This is a genomic window from Phytobacter sp. V91, assembly GCF_965644225.1.
Classification (GTDB): Bacteria; Pseudomonadota; Gammaproteobacteria; order Enterobacterales; family Enterobacteriaceae; genus CBFFRJ01.
The window spans coordinates 26,420-43,472 of record NZ_CBFFRJ010000001.1 but is presented as its reverse complement, the minus strand read 5'-3'; the positions used below and the strand labels follow the sequence as shown (position 1 = coordinate 43,472).

13 protein-coding genes are annotated in these 17,053 nt (G+C 53.8%); 8 read left to right on the top strand and 5 right to left on the bottom strand.

Annotated elements, in window-relative coordinates; all coding sequences use genetic code 11:
• Nucleotides 1-201: 201 nt before the first annotated feature.
• The 3 genes from ACSZO4_RS00200 to ppa form a co-directional block, all read right to left on the bottom strand.
• On the bottom strand, nt 202-2,199 hold the full coding sequence (locus ACSZO4_RS00200) for a TonB-dependent receptor domain-containing protein (RefSeq protein WP_437886817.1): 1,998 nt from the start codon (nt 2,197-2,199) through the stop codon (nt 202-204).
• Nucleotides 2,200-2,286: 87 nt separating this feature from the next.
• Nucleotides 2,287-3,357, bottom strand: a complete 1,071-nt coding sequence (locus ACSZO4_RS00195) for a YncE family protein (RefSeq protein WP_437886816.1) — start codon at nt 3,355-3,357, stop codon at nt 2,287-2,289.
• 240 nt (nt 3,358-3,597) lie between these two features.
• Nucleotides 3,598-4,125 (bottom strand): inorganic diphosphatase, encoded by a 528-nt coding sequence (ppa, locus tag ACSZO4_RS00190; protein ID WP_437886815.1) that lies wholly within the window; start codon nt 4,123-4,125, stop codon nt 3,598-3,600.
• 402 nt (nt 4,126-4,527) lie between these two features.
• On the opposite strand from ppa, the gene ytfQ reads away from it, so the two are divergent.
• The 5 genes from ytfQ (at nt 4,528) to ACSZO4_RS00165 (ending at nt 10,792) form a co-directional block, all read left to right on the top strand.
• Nucleotides 4,528-5,484, top strand: coding sequence for a galactofuranose ABC transporter, galactofuranose-binding protein YtfQ (ytfQ, locus tag ACSZO4_RS00185; RefSeq protein WP_437886814.1), 957 nt, complete (start codon nt 4,528-4,530; stop codon nt 5,482-5,484).
• Nucleotides 5,485-5,594: 110 nt separating this feature from the next.
• On the top strand, nt 5,595-7,097 hold the full coding sequence (gene ytfR / locus ACSZO4_RS00180; RefSeq protein ID WP_437886813.1) for a galactofuranose ABC transporter, ATP-binding protein YtfR: 1,503 nt from the start codon (nt 5,595-5,597) through the stop codon (nt 7,095-7,097).
• Between the two features lie 10 nt (nt 7,098-7,107).
• Entirely contained in the window at nt 7,108-8,133 is a 1,026-nt protein-coding gene (gene ytfT, locus ACSZO4_RS00175) for a galactofuranose ABC transporter, ATP-binding protein YtfT (RefSeq protein WP_437886812.1), read from the top strand.
• Nucleotides 8,120-9,121, top strand: coding sequence for a galactofuranose ABC transporter, permease protein YjfF (gene yjfF / locus ACSZO4_RS00170; RefSeq protein ID WP_437886811.1), 1,002 nt, complete (start codon nt 8,120-8,122; stop codon nt 9,119-9,121). The genes ytfT and yjfF overlap by 14 nt, the downstream gene beginning before the upstream one ends.
• 108 nt (nt 9,122-9,229) lie before the next feature.
• Nucleotides 9,230-10,792, top strand: a complete 1,563-nt coding sequence (locus tag ACSZO4_RS00165) for a methyl-accepting chemotaxis protein (protein ID WP_437886810.1) — start codon at nt 9,230-9,232, stop codon at nt 10,790-10,792.
• An 81-nt stretch (nt 10,793-10,873) separates the two neighbouring features.
• Here ACSZO4_RS00165 and fbp read toward each other — a convergent pair whose 3' ends face one another.
• Nucleotides 10,874-11,872 (bottom strand): class 1 fructose-bisphosphatase, encoded by a 999-nt coding sequence (gene fbp / locus ACSZO4_RS00160; RefSeq protein WP_437886809.1) that lies wholly within the window; start codon nt 11,870-11,872, stop codon nt 10,874-10,876.
• 174 nt (nt 11,873-12,046) lie between these two features.
• On the opposite strand from fbp, the gene mpl reads away from it, so the two are divergent.
• From mpl to ACSZO4_RS00145, 3 genes are all read left to right on the top strand, one after another.
• Entirely contained in the window at nt 12,047-13,420 is a 1,374-nt protein-coding gene (mpl, locus tag ACSZO4_RS00155; RefSeq protein WP_437886808.1) for a UDP-N-acetylmuramate:L-alanyl-gamma-D-glutamyl-meso-diaminopimelate ligase, read from the top strand.
• Between the two features lie 168 nt (nt 13,421-13,588).
• A complete protein-coding gene (gene iolR, locus ACSZO4_RS00150) occupies nt 13,589-14,419 on the top strand; it encodes a myo-inositol utilization transcriptional regulator IolR (protein ID WP_437886807.1) in 831 nt (276 codons plus the stop codon).
• 272 nt (nt 14,420-14,691) lie between these two features.
• On the top strand, nt 14,692-16,125 hold the full coding sequence (locus tag ACSZO4_RS00145; protein ID WP_437886806.1) for a sugar porter family MFS transporter: 1,434 nt from the start codon (nt 14,692-14,694) through the stop codon (nt 16,123-16,125).
• 95 nt (nt 16,126-16,220) lie between these two features.
• On the opposite strand, the gene iolB is transcribed toward ACSZO4_RS00145, so the two are convergent.
• Nucleotides 16,221-17,030 carry a 5-deoxy-glucuronate isomerase gene (gene iolB, locus ACSZO4_RS00140; RefSeq protein ID WP_437886805.1) on the bottom strand — a complete coding sequence of 270 codons (810 nt, stop codon included), beginning with the start codon at nt 17,028-17,030 and terminating at the stop codon, nt 16,221-16,223.
• Nucleotides 17,031-17,053 lie beyond the last annotated feature (23 nt).

The window sequence follows — 17,053 nt, the reverse complement described above, 5'->3', positions numbered from 1 at the left end:
ACATTGGTCACAGACAGAGATATCGACCAACCAGGAGGGGACTTTACAGCAGGAAATACAGGCTCTGGGGGCTGATTTGGGTTATGCCTTTAATAAGCCTGAGAAAAGAGTTTTATGGCAGTTTTATGACAGCGTAATAAATGCGCGCAAAGGGATGATAAACCCGCCAGTCAGGCAACTGGCGGGTTTTAGGCTGGTTTATCAGAACTCGATACGGGCGCCGAGGTTATAGCGACGGCCTTCAATCTGGCCGTATTCGCCCCATGTGGTGTTACGTTTCGGGTCAGTATCAAACAGGTTGTAAACACCGCCCATCAGCTGCGTATTCTTGTTCAGCTTGTAGCGCGCGCCAATATCCACCACCGTGTAAGACTCATATTTCGCGCCGCTGCTGCTGTCGCGGTTACTGCTGCGATAGTTCGCGGTACTCCACAGATCCAGCGCCGGGGTAGCCGACCAGGTCAGTGACAGATTAGCCATATTGCGTGGGAAGTCATTCAGCGCCAGCCCTTTATTCACACCGGTTTTCTGCTCGCTGTGGTTGTATGTGTAGTTGGCGTTGGCTTTCAGGTCGTCCGTCATCTGCCAGTCGGCATTCAGCTCAATCCCGTAGAGGTCGGCGCGGCTGACGTTGAAGTACTTGCTGACGGTTTCCGCGTTATAACCATGGACTGAGCACTGCATGGTGTCCGTGGTTTCGCAGATGGTCTGTTCGTCGATCTTATCCTTGAACTCGGTATAGAAGACGGTGGCGTCCAGTGACAGCGTCTTCCCGCTCCAGTAGAGGCCAGTTTCGGCGTTGACGCTGGTTTCTGGCTTCAGGTCTTCATTACCGACGGTCAGGAACGAATAAGGGGCTGTCGAACCGTAAGGGGTGATGAAGTCGCTGGAGGTCGCCCGCAGGTCGGGCTTCTTGTAGCCAGCGGAGACCCCGCCTTTCAGGGTCCAGGCATCGGAGATGGCCCAGTTGCCATACAGTTTTGGCGTCAGATGCGTACCAAAATAGCTGTCGTAATCGCCACGCGCGGAGGTGGTCAGGGTGAAGTCGTTGATGGTCCAGGCATCTTCAGCAAACAGCGCCCAGCCATTACGGGTCACTTCGGTAATCGGGGCAGGGCCGCCTGGCAGGGTTTTGTTCGCTACATCGAAGCGATCATTAAGCTCTTCGCGGGTGAAGTTAGCCCCAACGGTCAGTTTATGACTATCAAAGCTGAAGGTCGTCTGTGAGTTCGCAACATAGTTTTCCGTCTGCACGTACTGCGGCGTGTTGCTATCAAATTTATATTTTGAACGGCCTTTCTCGTAGTTGATGTAGTTGGTCGTGGAGATGGTATCGTCCGCGTACCAGCCGGTATGGGTCAGCGTGGCCGCATCGCGGTCAAACTTCCACATATACGGCGTTCCCCGTTTCCGGGTACGGTTTTTTTCCTGCCCGGCAACCACCAGGTTCAGGTCAAACAGGTTGTTCTCCGTCGCGGCAAAGGCAAGCGTGGTGTCGAGGGATTTACGGTTGTGCTTGCCAAAGTAGTTCTGACGCTCGTCATCGCGACGGTCAAGCCCGTCAGCCGCGATGCTCAGCCCCAGTTTTTGCGGGATCAACGGACCCATGGCGAACAGGTTCATCTGGCTGGTATTCCCCAGATCCTGATGCTCCTGTAACCAGGTATTGGCCGCGATGGCCCCTGTCCAGTTGTCGATGCCATAAGGCTTTTTGGTGATGACGTTGACCACGCCGCCAATAGCATCAGAACCATACAGGGATGACATCGGGCCGCGGATCACTTCAATGCGTTCAATGGCTTCCAGCGGGGGTAAGAAATCGGCTTCGGCGCCAATATCCTGGCCGTACTGACGGGATTCGCCGGTGTTCTGTTTTACGCCGTTGACCATAAAGGCGGTATAGCTGTTATCCATCCCGCGCATCATGATATTGCCGGATGACATGTCGCTACCGCCGCTGGAGACCGACACGCCCGGCAGATTTTTCACCGCCTCGCCGATATTCCGGTCAGGCTGAATATTCAGGGTTTTACGATCGATTGTCGAGATGGTCGCCGGTGCCTCTTTTTTCTGCTGGGCAAAACCGGTCGCCGTTACAACCATTTCATCGTCGGTGCTGGTGGTGGCAGCCTGGGCGCTGAGTAACGTCCCGCCAAATAAAGCCACCATCCCCGTAACGGCCAGATGTTTAGTCTTCATGTGAGTTAATACCTGAAACGTGAAAGATGCAGCAAATGCTCCGCGCCTGGAGAAAGAGGGCGGAGCGGATAGTGTTATTGGTGAGATTTAGATTTTTTCCAGATCGATTTTCATCACTTCATCTGGTGCTTTACCCATCTCTTTTTCGCCCTGTTTCAGGCTAACAAACAGTTCGCTGCCGTTAGCGGCAAGCGCCAGGCTATTGGGCAGCAAGGTGGTGGCGATATAAGTTTTTAGGCGATATGAGGTGCCATCAACAATGCTGACGAGCTTCGCGTTGCGATGAGTAATATAGATTTCATCGCGTTTGGCGTTATAGAGAACCGCCAGCGAATTAACATTACTAATGCTGTGGATTATTTTACCGCTGGTCGTATCCACCACTAGAATATTCGGCAGGTCCGGATCGGTAATAAAGGCGCGGTTATTTTTGCTGTCGATGGCGATATTCAGGAAGAAGTGTTTTTTATCCCCTTCAATAACATGACGGCTGACAATCGAATTATCTTCGCCATTAATGGTCACCAGCTCACCACTGCCGTTAATGACATAAACGAGGCCTTTTTCGCTATTAACCACGAGACCTGTTGGCCATTTCCCCATATTTTCTATGGTGGTAATCAGTTCATTTTTCTCGGTGTCGATAACCCAGACGACACCTTTTTGTGCCACACCGGAAACATATAAGCGGTGACGGACGTTATCCAGCGCCATCTCGCGAGTGTGAACAATCTCTTTCGGATTGGCAGTGTCACTCAGTTGCAGCGTTTTGATCTCTTTGCCGCTGCGCGTATCGACAAGGGTCACGGAGCCTTCCAGCGTGTTGCCGAGCCAGAGTTTATGATTTTCCTCATCCAGCGCGGCGGCGAAGGCACGACGCGAGGTCGTAAGCGCGCTGGTGGTTTTTAACGTCTGCGGATCCAGGCGATAAACGAGACCGCTGGTTTTGTCTTTGTCAAAAGAGGGGGCAGAGGCGGCGAACAGGCTATTTTGGCTGCCGTCATAAGCCAGTTCATAAATGCCAGGGCCAGGAGCGGCGGTCAGAAAATCACTTTGCGCTCGGGTAGTCGCCTGAGTTGAAAATGTTGCCATCAACAGGGCCAGGGTGAACGTAATGACAGCGGTTTTTTTCAGAGGAGATGAATTATGGAGTTTCATTTACGTTTCTTCACATAATATTACGGAACGCAAATGATAATGATTGGCAGTATTGTTTGCAATGAAAGTGTAACAAGGATTTACTACAAAAAATAAGGGGTAAATCGCAGAAACAGAGGCAGGGCAGTATGATCAAAAAACAGGCGCACAACGGTTGGGGGATGGCAGGTGCGAGGATTGCAGGCATAAAAAACCCTGACCCGCCATCGCCAGCGTTCAGGGTTTTTCAGATAAATCAGATTACTTCTTAGCGCGCTCGAAGGAAGCAATGATTTCCGCTTTAGCGGCTTCAGCATTGTCCCAACCGTCGACTTTCACCCATTTGCCTTTCTCGAGATCTTTGTAGTGCTCGAAGAAGTGAGTGATCTGGGCTTTCAGCAGTTCTGGCAGGTCGCCCACATCTTTAATGTGATCGTATTCTTTGCTCAGTTTGGTGTGCGGAACAGCAACCAGTTTGGCATCTTCGCCAGACTCGTCGGTCATTTTCAGCACGCCAACAGGACGGCAGCGAATAACGGAACCTGGCTCCAGCGGGTACGGAGTCGGGACCAGCACGTCTACCGGGTCACCGTCCAGGGACAGGGTGTGGTTGATGTAGCCGTAGTTGCACGGATAGAACATCGCGGTGGACATGAAACGGTCAACGAACAGCGCGCCGCTGTCTTTATCGACTTCGTATTTGATAGGGTCAGCGTTAGCCGGGATCTCAATAATAACGTAGATATCTTCTGGCAGATCTTTACCCGCCGGGACGTTGAGTAAGCTCATGTTTGTTTCCTTTGAAATGTGTGGCAAACAAGTGGCGGGTATTATAGCCAACTCACTAAGAATGTCTTCGCTTTGTTTTCAGTGTCCACTCGCCGCAGCATGATTATTTTGCGTAGAAAAATGACAGAATAATCCATAAAGATAGCTGCATCATCAATAAATTTGTGGAAGCGATTACACTGGTGTGTAGAGAGGCTGTTTCATGCGAAAAAGACTGTAATTTCAAAGCATGATGCAGGGCCGATCGCACCAGGTCATTTCGGGCTCCAGATCGCAACTGGCGCTCAACAATTCATTCACTTTTCTGATTTGTGATGTAACGCATTCTGTTACATCTCCTGGTGTCTATAGTTTTCCTGCAGGCGAAGTTGTAGCCAACAATAACCCTACGAGGATACACATATGTGGAAGCGCTTACTTCTTGTCACCGCAGTTTCAGCAGCCATGTCGTCTATGGCGATGGCCGCACCGCTTACGGTGGGCTTTTCTCAGGTTGGTTCTGAATCTGGCTGGCGAGCCGCCGAAACCAACGTCGCGAAAAGCGAAGCTCAAAAACGCGGTATTACGCTGAAAATTGCCGACGCCCAGCAAAAACAGGAAAACCAAATCAAAGCGGTTCGCTCCTTTATCGCTCAGGGCGTGGATGCCATCTTTATCGCTCCGGTCGTGGCGACCGGTTGGGAGCCGGTGCTGAAAGAAGCCAAAGACGCCAAAATCCCGGTTTTCCTGCTCGATCGTTCCATTGATGTCAAAGATAAAGATCTCTATATGACCACCGTCACTGCCGACAACGTACTGGAAGGCAAACTGATTGGCGACTGGCTGATCAAACAGGTGGGCGATAAGCAGTGTAATGTGGTTGAGCTGCAAGGCACCGTCGGTGCGAGCGTGGCAATCGATCGTAAGAAAGGGTTCGCTGAAGCCATTTCTAAAGCCTCCAATATCAAAATCATCCGTTCTCAGTCCGGCGACTTCACCCGCAGTAAAGGGAAAGAGGTCATGGAAAGCTTTATCAAAGCGGAGAACAACGGCAAAAACATTTGCATGGTTTATGCCCATAACGATGACATGGTGATTGGCGCCATTCAGGCCATTAAAGAAGCCGGTCTGAAACCGGGCAAAGATATCCTGACCGGCTCCATTGACGGCGTACCCGATATTTACAAAGCGATGATCGATGGCGAAGCCAATGCCAGCGTAGAACTGACCCCGAATATGGCTGGCCCGGCCTTCGATGCGCTGGAAAAATTCAAAAAAGACGGCACCCTGCCTGAGAAAGTGACGATCACCAAATCCACCCTCTACCTGCCGGACACCGCAAAAGAAGAGTTAGAGAAGAAGAAAAACATGGGCTACTAATGCCCTTGCCCCCTCATCGCGACCCTCTCCCATGGGGGAGGGAGCGTGAGTGGGGCATATATCAGATCCCCTCTCCCTCAGGGAGAGGGTTAGGGTGAGGGGGAGAATAAATGACCACTGAGCTACAGCATCCAATCCTCCGTACAGAGGGCCTGAGTAAATTCTTTCCCGGCGTGAAGGCGCTTGATAACGTTGATTTTAGCCTGCGCAAAGGTGAGATCATGGCGTTGCTCGGGGAAAACGGTGCCGGAAAATCGACGCTCATCAAGGCGCTTACCGGGGTTTACCACGCAGAAAAAGGGACGATTTGGCTGGAAGGCAAAGAAATCAGCCCGAAAAACACCGCCCATGCGCAACAGCTGGGGATAGGTACGGTCTACCAGGAAGTGAACCTGCTGCCCAATATGTCGGTGGCGGATAACCTGTTTATCGGTCGTGAACCGCGTCGCTTCGGCTTACTGCGCCGTAAAGAGATGGAGAAACGCGCCACCGAACTCATGGAATCTTACGGTTTCTCGCTGGATGTCCGCGAACCCCTCAATCGCTATTCCGTTGCCATGCAACAAATTGTGGCGATCTGCCGCGCCATCGATCTCTCCGCCAAAGTGCTGATCCTTGATGAGCCTACCGCCAGCCTGGATACCCAGGAAGTGGAGATGCTCTTTACCCTGATGCGTCAGCTACGCGCTCAGGGCGTGGCGTTAATTTTTGTCACCCACTTCCTCGACCAGGTGTACGAGGTCAGCGACCGCATCACCGTGTTACGTAACGGCGGTTTTGTCGGCTGCCGCGAAACCCGTGAGTTACCGCAGATCGAGCTGGTGAAAATGATGCTCGGTCGTGAGCTCGACAACAACGCCCTGCAACGTGCCGGACGGACGCTGCTCAGCGATAAACCGGTCGCTGCGTTTAAAGATTTTGGTAAGAAAGGGGTCATTGCTCCTTTTGATCTGGACGTTCGCCCAGGCGAAATCGTCGGTCTTGCCGGGCTGCTGGGCTCCGGGCGTACCGAAACCGCGGAAGTGATTTTTGGGATCAAACCCGCCGACAGCGGCAGCGCATTGATCAAAGGCAAGCCCCAGGTCCTGCGCTCACCGCATCAGGCCTCCTGCCTGGGCATTGGTTTTTGCCCGGAAGACAGGAAAACCGACGGTATTATTGCCGCGGCGTCAGTGCGGGAGAATATTGTGCTGGCTCTGCAGGCGCAACGGGGCTGGCTGCGGCCAATCCCCCGCCGCGAGCAGAACGCCATTGCCGAACGCTTTATCCGCCAGTTGGGGATCCGCACTCCGAGCGCCGATCAGCCCATTGAGTTTCTCTCCGGCGGCAACCAGCAAAAAGTCCTGCTTTCGCGCTGGCTGCTGACTAAACCGCAGTTCCTGATCCTCGATGAGCCTACGCGCGGTATCGATGTGGGGGCCCATGCGGAAATTATTCGCCTGATTGAAACCCTTTGCGCCGATGGTCTTGCGCTGTTGGTTATCTCCTCCGAACTGGAGGAGCTGGTGGGCTATGCCGATCGGGTGATTATCATGCGCGATCGCAAACAGGTGGCGGAGATCCCGCTCGCTGAGCTGTCGGTCCCGGCGATCATGAATGCCATCGCGGCATAAGGAGTAATCTGTGATGCCTCAATCACTTCCACAAACCGGGCAGACGAAGCGCCGCTTTAAATGGCCGACAGGGATGCCGCAAATCATGGCGCTGCTGCTGGTGCTGCTGGTGGACAGCCTGGTTGCCCCGCACTTCTTTCAGATTGTGTTGCAGGATGGTCGCCTGTTCGGCAGCCCGATTGATATTCTCAACCGCGCCGCTCCCGTTGCGCTGCTGGCCATCGGCATGACGCTGGTGATTGCCACTGGCGGTATCGATCTCTCGGTGGGCGCCGTAATGGCGATTGCCGGGGCGACGGCGGCCTCGATGACCGTGGCCGGGCACAGCCTGCCGGTTGTGCTGCTGGCGGCGCTAGGCTCCGGGGTTCTCGCCGGATTGTGGAACGGTATTCTGGTCGCCATTCTCAAAATACAGCCCTTCGTTGCCACGCTTATCCTGATGGTCGCCGGGCGAGGCGTGGCGCAGCTTATTACCTCCGGGCAAATCGTCACCTTTAACTCTCCCGGTCTGGCATGGCTGGGCAGCGGTAAGCTGTTCTACTTCCCGACGCCGGTGATTATTGCGCTGGCGACGCTGGTCATCTTCTGGCTGTTTACCCGTAAAACGGCGCTGGGTATGTTTATCGAAGCCGTCGGGATCAACATCCGCGCAGCGAAAAATGCCGGGGTTAACACCCGGGTCGTGGTGATGCTGGCCTATGTACTGAGTGGCGTCTGTGCGGCGATCGCCGGGGTTATCGTGGCGGCAGATATTCGTGGTGCCGATGCCAACAACGCAGGTCTGTGGCTGGAGCTGGATGCCATTCTGGCGGTGGTGATTGGCGGCGCATCGCTGATGGGCGGGCGTTTTAACCTCGTGCTGTCGGTGATTGGCGCGCTGATTATCCAGGGAATGAACACGGGGATTTTGCTCTCAGGCTTTCAGCCGGAGCTTAACCAGGTGGTGAAAGCGGTGGTGGTGTTGTGCGTACTGATCGTTCAGTCGCCGCGCTTTATCGCACTGATTAAAGGAGTACGCGGTCATGATAAAACGTAACCTGCCGCTGATGATCACCCTCGGCGTCTTTGTGCTTGGGTATCTCTACTGCCTGACGCAATTCCCGGGTTTTGCGTCCACGCGTGTTATTTGTAATATCCTGACGGATAACGCCTTTTTAGGCATTATCGCCGTCGGGATGACCTTCGTGATCCTCTCCGGCGGGATTGACCTGTCCGTAGGGTCGGTGATTGCGTTTACCGGGGTCTTCCTGGCCAAAGCGATCGGCTACTGGGGGATTTCGCCTCTGCTGGCGTTCCCTCTGGTGCTGGCGATGGGCTGTGCATTCGGCGCATTTATGGGGCTGTTGATCGATGCGCTGAAAATACCGGCTTTTATCATCACCCTGGCCGGGATGTTCTTTTTGCGCGGCGTCAGTTACCTGGTGTCGGAAGAGTCGATTCCCATTAACCACCCGGTTTACGATACGCTATCGAGCCTGTCATGGTTGATCCCTGGCGGTGGGCGATTGAGCGCGATGGGACTGCTGATGCTGGGCGTGGTGGTGATCGGTATTTTTCTCGCGCACCGGACCCGTTTCGGCAACGAGGTGTATGCCATTGGCGGCAGCGCCACCTCCGCCAACCTGATGGGGATTTCCACCCGCAGCACCACCATCCGTATCTATATGCTTTCCACTGGCCTTGCCACCCTGGCAGGCATCGTCTTCTCCGTCTACACCCAGGCTGGTTATGCGCTGGCGGGGGTCGGTGTTGAGCTGGATGCCATTGCTTCGGTGGTGATCGGCGGAACCTTGCTCAGCGGCGGCGTCGGCACGGTGCTGGGTACGCTGTTCGGTGTGGCCATCCAGGGGCTAATCCAGACCTATATCAATTTTGATGGAACGCTCAGCTCCTGGTGGACAAAAATCGCCATCGGCATTTTATTGTTTATTTTTATCGCGTTACAACGTGGCCTTACCGTGCTGTGGGAGAATCGCCAGAGCTCGCCTGTAACACGCGTTAGCACCGCGGCAACAAAGCACTAACACATTGAAATAATTAAAAAGAATTAAAGTTTTTCCGGTGGCGGACGATAACCTGCCAATGAGGCTTAATTTACGCCTGAAAGAATCTCTGTTACCGGAAAAACTATCATGCTCAGAACGCTCTCGCTTCGCACCGGCTTGCTTTCGCTTCTCGCCGTAATGACTTTTCTCCTGCTGCTGGTGAGCGGCATGGGGGTTTATGCTCTTAGCAAAAGTTCTTCTTCGCTGGAGCGCATCAGCGTTCTGCAAGGCGAGAAAATGGCGCGCCTTAACGAAGGCTACACGCGAATTTTGCGAGCGCGAAATGAGTCGGGCCAGGCCGTGCGGATGATGGAAGTGGGTCTGCTGGATGATGCCGCTAAGTCGGTTAACGACATCAATGACGAGATAGCAAAAGGTAAGAAAGCGCTGGACAGCGTGTTCAGCGCCGGGGTGGATGACGAGCAGGGTACGCAGTTGCTGACCCAGGTCGCCAAAAGCTATGCCGTCTACAGCGAGCAAGGGATCGGGCCGATGCAGGCGGCCTTAAAAGCGCAAAGCGCGGATGACTATTACTCCCTGCTGGAAAGCAAACTTATCCCCATCTCCCGTCAGTTTGATAACGATATGCAGGCATTCCAGGCCTGGGGGGAAGCGCGCGGCAAGGCGGAAGTGGATGCCGTTCAGTCGAGCAAGAACTTTGTCATGATGCTGATTGTGGTGGTGGCGCTGGCCGCGGCTGGCGTGATTGTGCTGGCCTGGCTCTCTCTGCGTCATATGCTGCTCAAACCTCTGGATGCCTCCATCGAACAGCTGGAGCACGTGGCGGCGGGGAATCTCACCGAAGTAAGCGCTAACACCGCCAGTAAAGAGTTTCACCGTCTGAATGCGGCGATTGATAATATGCGCTATTCGCTGATCAACTCAGTGACCCGGGTGCGGGATGCCAGTTCGCAAATCGACACCGGCAGCCGTGAGCTGTCGCTGGGGAACGTCGATCTGGCGCAGCGTACTGAATCGACCGCCACGTCGCTGGAGCAGACGGCGGCCAGCATGGAAGAGATCACCGCCACGGTGAAACAGAACGCCGATAACGCCGATCAGGCGCACCAGCTGGCGAAAGCGGTATCCGATACCGCCGATCGCGGCAGTGAAATGGTCTGCTACGTCATTGAAAAAATGCGCGATATCTCCGACAGCTCCAGCCGTATTGCCGACATCCTTAGCATGATTGACAGTATCGCTTTCCAGACCAATATTCTGGCGCTGAACGCGGCGGTAGAAGCGGCGCGTGCGGGAGAGCAGGGGCGCGGCTTTGCGGTTGTAGCAGGGGAAGTCCGTAATCTGGCAAGCCGCAGCGGGGATGCCGCCAAAGAGATCCGCCAGCTTATCAGTAGCTCTCAGTCGCAGGTTTCCGAAGGCAGCGATCTGGCGATGCAGGCAGGCGAAACCATGGATGAAATTGCGTCTGAAGTGATGCGGATGACGAAGCTGATGCGCGAGATTGCCAGCGCGTCTAAAGAGCAAAGCAGGGGAATTGAGCAGGTGAATATTGCTGTCAGTCAGATGGATGAGACCGCACAGCAGAACGCCGCACTGGTGCAACAGTCTTCAGCGGCGACCCGTTCGCTGGAAGAACAGTCCCGTGAACTGCTGGAAGCGATGGCCTCTTTCCGTTTGCAGAGCGCGTAACCGACTCATACCCTCACCCCAATCACTTTCTTGATCTGTCCCCTCGCCCTTTTAGGGTGAGGGGAACCGTTATCTCAGAACTTATGCGTCCGGGAACTCACGCATAAAGCGCTCTACGTCATCGACCATATGTTCGTTACCGACGAAGAATGGACGACGCTGGTGCAGGCTTTCCGGCACGATATCCAGAATACGCTCTTTACCGTCGCTTGCTTTACCGCCAGCCTGTTCGGCGAGGAAGGCCATCGGATTGCACTCATACAGCAGACGCAGTTTCCCTTCCGGGTGGCTGGCGGTGCTTGGGTAGAGGTAGATCCCGCCTTTGAGCAGGTTACGATGGAAGTCGGCGACCAGCGAACCGATGTAGCGCGTGGTGTAAGGGCGCAGCGTCGGTTTATCTTCTTCCTGGCAGAACTTGAGATACTTTTTCACGCCCAGCGGGAATTTGATGTAGTTGCCTTCGTTAATGGAGTAAGTGGTGCCCTTTTCCGGGAAGTGCATACGTTCCTGGCAGAGGCAGAACACGCCCAAAGAGGGATCGTAGGTGAAGGCGTGCACACCGCAGCCGGTGGTGTAGACCAGCATGGTGGATGAACCATAGACCACATAACCCGCGGCGACCTGCTGGCTGCCTGGTTGCAGGAAGTCTTCTTCGGTAACCGGCGTTCCAACCGGCGTCACGCGGCGGTAGATAGAGAAGATAGTCCCGACAGAGACGTTAACATCGATGTTGCTGGAGCCATCCAGCGGGTCCATCAGCACGACATACTTTGCATGTTCACAGCCTTCGAAGACGACGATTTCATCTTCTTCTTCGGAAGCGATCCCGGCAACGATATCACGTGCGCGCAGTGCGGCTTTCAGTTTTTCATTTGCGAACAGGTCAAGTTTTTGCTGCACTTCACCCTGCACGTTTTCAGCACCGCTGGCACCCAGGATATCAACCAGACCGGCTTTATTGATATCGCGATGGATGATCTTGGCACCCAGTTTTATTGCTGACAGCAGCGCGGTTAACTCACCGGTAGCGTGAGAAAACTCATGCTGTTTCTCAACAATAAATTCACCTAACGTTTTCATACCCTGTCCCTGCATTTTATGTGGAGTAGTGTGACCTCAACAATACTAACAAAGTTTCAAATGTTCGCGCACAGGTGAATCGCGCCAGCAGAATACAGATTATCCTTAAATGCATTTCCGTCATGGGATACATGCGGGTAAAATATGTGCCGAAGAGAATAAGGAAAGAGACGAATGCGCATTCATATATTGGGGATTTGCGGCACTTTTATGGGCGGACTGGCGCTGCTGGCTCGCTCCCTGGGTCACGAAGTAACGGGTTCGGACGCCAATGTGTATCCGCCGATGAGTACCTTGCTTAAGAAGCAAGGCATTGAACTTATTCAGGGTTATGACGCCAGCCAACTGGATAACGCGCCGGATCTGGTGATCATCGGCAATGCCATGACGCGCGGCAATCCCTGTGTTGAAGCGGTGCTGGAAAGAAATATTCCGTTTATGTCCGGCCCGCAGTGGCTGCATGATTTTGTGCTGTGCGACCGCTGGGTGCTGGCCGTTGCCGGTACGCACGGTAAAACCACCACGGCAGGGATGGTGACCTGGATCCTCGAAGGCTGTGGTTACAAGCCAGGGTTTGTCATTGGCGGCGTACCGGGCAATTTCGAGGTTTCCGCTCGTCTGGGCGAAAGCCCGTTCTTTGTAATTGAAGCCGATGAATACGACTGTGCGTTTTTTGATAAACGCTCCAAGTTCGTTCACTACTGCCCGCGTACCTTGATCCTCAATAACCTCGAGTTTGATCATGCGGATATTTTCGACGATCTGAAAGCCATCCAGAAACAGTTCCACCATCTGGTGCGGATAGTGCCGGGGCAGGGCAAAATCATCTGGCCGGAAAACGACATCAACCTGAAACAAACCCTGGCGATGGGCTGCTGGAGCGAGCAGGAGCTGGTGGGCGAACAGGGCCACTGGCTGGCGAAAAAACTGACCACCGATGCCTCCAGCTGGGAAGTCCTGCTTGATGGTGAAGTGGTGGGTCAGGTGCAATGGGGTCTGGTGGGTGAACACAACATGCATAACGGGCTGATGGCGATTGCCGCTGCGCGTCATGTGGGTGTGGCGCCGAAAGATGCCGCCGAGGCGTTAGGGTCGTTTATCAACGCCCGCCGCCGCCTGGAATTGCGCGGAGAAGCCTACGGCGTTAACGTCTACGACGATTTCGCCCATCATCCGACGGCCATTCTGGCGACGCTTGCGGCGCTGCGTAGCAAAGTTGGCGGTACCGCGCGGATTATCGCCGTTCTCGAACCGCGCTCCAACACCATGAAGATGGGCCACAGTAAAGACGATCTGGCGCCGTCTCTGGGCCGTGCCGATGAGGTGTTCCTGCTCCAGCCGCCGCATATTCCGTGGCAGGTTGCCGAAGTGGCGGATGCCTGTGTGCAGCCCGCGCACTGGAGCGGCGACGTGGATACGCTGGCCGATATGATCCTCAAAACCGCACTGCCGGGCGATCATATTCTGGTGATGAGTAACGGCGGTTTCGGTGGTATTCATCAGAAACTGCTGGACGGCCTGGCGAAAAAAGCCGAAGCCGTAGAGTAAGTGCCTGCGCCCGGTGGCAGCCGCTGCCGGGCCTTTCCCCATATCTCCCCAACCCGGCTTATTTTTTAAGTGCGATAAAACGCATTTTTAGCTACGCCGAATGAAGATTCAAATTTTTTTTGCTAGTATCCGCTTTAGTGAAATTTTTGTTCTGCAAGAGTGGGTTATATGTCAAAACAACAAACACAGCTTTCTTTACTTCAGGACGATATCCGTAGTCGCTATGATTCGCTCAGTAAACGTCTGAAGCAGGTCGCGCAATACATTCTGGATAACAGTAACAGCGTGGCTTTCGATACCGTGGCATCCATTGCTCAGCATGCTGATGTCCCTCCCTCGACATTAATTCGTTTTGCTAACGCTTTCGGTTTTAGCGGCTTTAACGAAATGAAACAGGTATTCCGTCAACATCTGATGGAAGAGACCGTTAGCTATACCGAGCGCGCCCGCTTATTCCGGCAGAAAAGCAACGACGAAGGCGAACCGACTCCGGAAAAACCCGCTGAAATTCTTAAGCTGTTCTCAATGGTCAATGCTCAGGTTTTGCAGCAACTGCCGGTGCAGATCAAGAGTGAACAACTGGATGCGGCGGTCTCTTTGCTGCGTAATGCCGAGAATATCTATGTGATTGGTCTGCGCCGCTCTTTCAGCGTCGCCAGCTATTTAACCTATGCGTTGCGTCATCTGGAACGGCGGGCATTTTTAATCGATGGTCTGGGCGGCATGTTCTCCGAACAACTCAGCATGGTTGGCCCGAATGACGTGGTGGTTGCCATCAGCTACTCGCCTTACGCCCAGGAAGTGGTTGAACTGGTTGAGCTCGGCGCGCAGCGTGGCGCACACCATATTGCCATTACCGACAGCCAGGTCAGCCCGCTGGCGGCCTTCAGCGAGGTGTGCTTTGTGGTCCGCGAAGCTCAGGTCGATGGCTTCCGCTCGCAGGTCGCTTCTATGTGCCTGGCGCAAACCCTGGCCGTTTCCCTGGCGCTGGGGCAGTAATTCTCCGCATAACCGATGGTCGCCAGGTCGCGATCATCGGTTATGCATTCAACCCTATACCCCCCACTGTTTTTACTCCCTGCTTTAATTCCATTTTCCATTTCTAATGAAATTTTAATTCCTGCTCTATTGTGGTTAACCCACACCTGATGGCCATTTTTTGCCGATGCATAGCGATTTCGTGATCCCCTTCGTGAAATATTTTTTCTATAAATATAAAAATGCGATCAAATTTTTCATTGTGGATGTTTCATAACAGCAAGGGAGAAGGTATGAGTCAGAAAAATCAGTACAATTCGGCCTATGTGTATGCATTGTGTTGTATTGCCGCCCTGGCAGGGCTGATGTTTGGGTATTCAACTGCGGTAATTACGGGGGTTATCCTGCCTCTGCAAAAGTTCTATCAACTCAGTCCAGCTGAAACAGGCTGGGCGGTATCCAGTATTGTGATCGGTTGTATTGTCGGTGCGCTCTGCGGCGGGAAAATTGCCGATAAACTGGGGCGCAAAACGGCCCTCCTGATTATCGCCATTATCTTTATTCTCTCCTCGCTGGCGGCGGCATTCAGCGAGTCCTTTGCCATTTTCTCACTCGCAAGGATTGTCTGTGGCTTTGCTGTCGGGATGGCTGGCACCGCCTCAACGATGTATATGGCGGAGCTGGCGCCTGCGCAAATCAGAGGCAAGGCGCTGGGGATCTACAATATTGTCGTGGTGTTGGGGCAGGTGCTGGTCTTTATCATTAACTACGCGATCGCGAAGGGGATGAGCGAAGCGCTGCTGGTCTCCCAGGGCTGGAAAACAATGCTTCTGGTACAGGTTATTCCCTCCGTTGCGATGCTGGCGATGATCATTTTTCTGCCGGAGTCGCCGGCCTGGTGTGCGCGGAATCATAAATCTGAAGAGGGATCATTGCGGGTGCTGGCGAAGGTTTATTCCGGTCTGTCGGCAGCGGAAGTGCGGGCTATTTTTGCAACGATGAAAGAAAATGGCGTCAGCAATAATGGCGGCAGGCAGGAGTCACAGACGCTGAGTCAGTCACCGGTGCTGAAATACATTTTGCTGGTCGGCTGCTGTATCGCCGTGTTGCAGCAATTCACCGGCGTGAATGTGATGAACTACTACGCGCCACTGATGCTGAAAAACGCCAGTACCGAAGTGGTGATGTTCCAGACCATTTTTATCGCGGTCTGCAATATGGTGGGCAGCTTTATCGGCATGATCCTGTTTGACCGCTATGGACGCATTCCGATTATGAAGGCGGGCACGTTGGGGTCAATTGTCGGCCTGCTGATAGCCTCTTATGGTCTGTATACCCACGACACCGGTTATCTCACCCTCTTCGGCATTCTGTTCTTTATGCTGTTCTTTGCGGTGAGCTGGAGTGTGGGAGCCTGGGTGCTTATCTCTGAAGTCTTCCCGGAAAAAATTAAAGGCTTTGGGATGGGGCTGGCGGTCAGTCTGATGTGGATTGCCAACTTCCTTATTTCGCTGCTCTTCCCGGTGGTGAATGATAATGCCTGGCTACAGGCGCAGTTTGGCGGCGCTTTTTCAATGTGGATCTTCGTGGTCTTTAACCTGGTGTGCTACCTGTTTATCTCCCGCTATGTACCGGAAACTAAAGGTGTGCCGTTGACGGAAATTGAAGCGCTGGCGGCCAGTAAACTTCAGGCTTTATCAGGCAACAAACCGAATGTGACAGCCTGATATTTCGAAGTGCAGGCAACAAAAAAGCCGGTCTTTAAACAAGACCGGCAATAGTTACAGCATTTATCGGTGTTACTGCTTACAACGGTCGGAACTTAACGCGGGTACGCCGGGGAGTTAATCCACGCGTGGTCGACTTCCCATGTAAACTGCCATTTACGGTTCGGGCCAGCCATCACATTCAGATAGTAGTTATCATACCCGGCGATGGTGGCGACAGGGTGGTAACCACGCGGTACTTTCACCACGCCCCGGTCATAAACGGCCATGCACTCATCAAGGCTACGGTCATCGGTGTAAACCCGTTGCAGGCAGAAGCCCTGCGGCGGATCAAAACGGTGATAGTAGGTCTCTTCGAGATAGGTTTCCTGACCTTCAACCGGCGTATCGTGCTTATGCGCAGGCCAGGAGCTGGTGTCACCCTCGCGGGTATAGACCTCCACTACCAGCAGACTGTCGGCCGGGCTATCGTCCGGCAAAATGTTGTGTACCAGACGCTGATTCTTCCCTTTACCACGATGCTCCACGCCCACATCCTGCGGGGCAATCAGGCGTACCGGCAGCTCGCCAAACCCTGGAGCGCTGCACACCGCCAGTTCCAGATCGGACTCAGCCACCACCAGAGCCTGCGTGTGATGCGGCACGTAGACTGAAAAGGCCGGGGTGCGTTCGAAAGGACTCATGCGCTTGCCGATCTGCTGAAAATCGTGGTCGGCCGCTTTGATACTCGCGATGCCCGCGATCAGCACCAGGCATCGCTCAAGCTCGTCGGCGGGCAGCTCAACAGACTCGCCCGCTTTAAGCCGCCAGACATCAAAACCGACATAATCCCACCCCGCATTTTGCGGGGTGATATGCTGAATTCTGCCCGTACTGGCGGAACACTGACTCAGCAAGTTGGCCATACTCTTCTCCTTTCTGAAAGGTC

Coding starts and splice junctions, on each gene's coding strand:
- fbp (WP_437886809.1), bottom strand. CDS start 11,872: ATGAAAACGTTAGGTGAATTTATTGTTGAGAAACAGCATGAGTTTTCT.
- ACSZO4_RS00165 (WP_437886810.1), top strand. CDS start 9,230: ATGCTCAGAACGCTCTCGCTTCGCACCGGCTTGCTTTCGCTTCTCGCC.
- iolR (WP_437886807.1), top strand. CDS start 13,589: ATGTCAAAACAACAAACACAGCTTTCTTTACTTCAGGACGATATCCGT.
- mpl (WP_437886808.1), top strand. CDS start 12,047: ATGCGCATTCATATATTGGGGATTTGCGGCACTTTTATGGGCGGACTG.
- ytfR (WP_437886813.1), top strand. CDS start 5,595: ATGACCACTGAGCTACAGCATCCAATCCTCCGTACAGAGGGCCTGAGT.
- iolB (WP_437886805.1), bottom strand. CDS start 17,030: ATGGCCAACTTGCTGAGTCAGTGTTCCGCCAGTACGGGCAGAATTCAG.
- ACSZO4_RS00195 (WP_437886816.1), bottom strand. CDS start 3,357: ATGAAACTCCATAATTCATCTCCTCTGAAAAAAACCGCTGTCATTACG.
- ytfQ (WP_437886814.1), top strand. CDS start 4,528: ATGTGGAAGCGCTTACTTCTTGTCACCGCAGTTTCAGCAGCCATGTCG.
- yjfF (WP_437886811.1), top strand. CDS start 8,120: ATGATAAAACGTAACCTGCCGCTGATGATCACCCTCGGCGTCTTTGTG.
- ACSZO4_RS00200 (WP_437886817.1), bottom strand. CDS start 2,199: ATGAAGACTAAACATCTGGCCGTTACGGGGATGGTGGCTTTATTTGGC.
- ppa (WP_437886815.1), bottom strand. CDS start 4,125: ATGAGCTTACTCAACGTCCCGGCGGGTAAAGATCTGCCAGAAGATATC.
- ACSZO4_RS00145 (WP_437886806.1), top strand. CDS start 14,692: ATGAGTCAGAAAAATCAGTACAATTCGGCCTATGTGTATGCATTGTGT.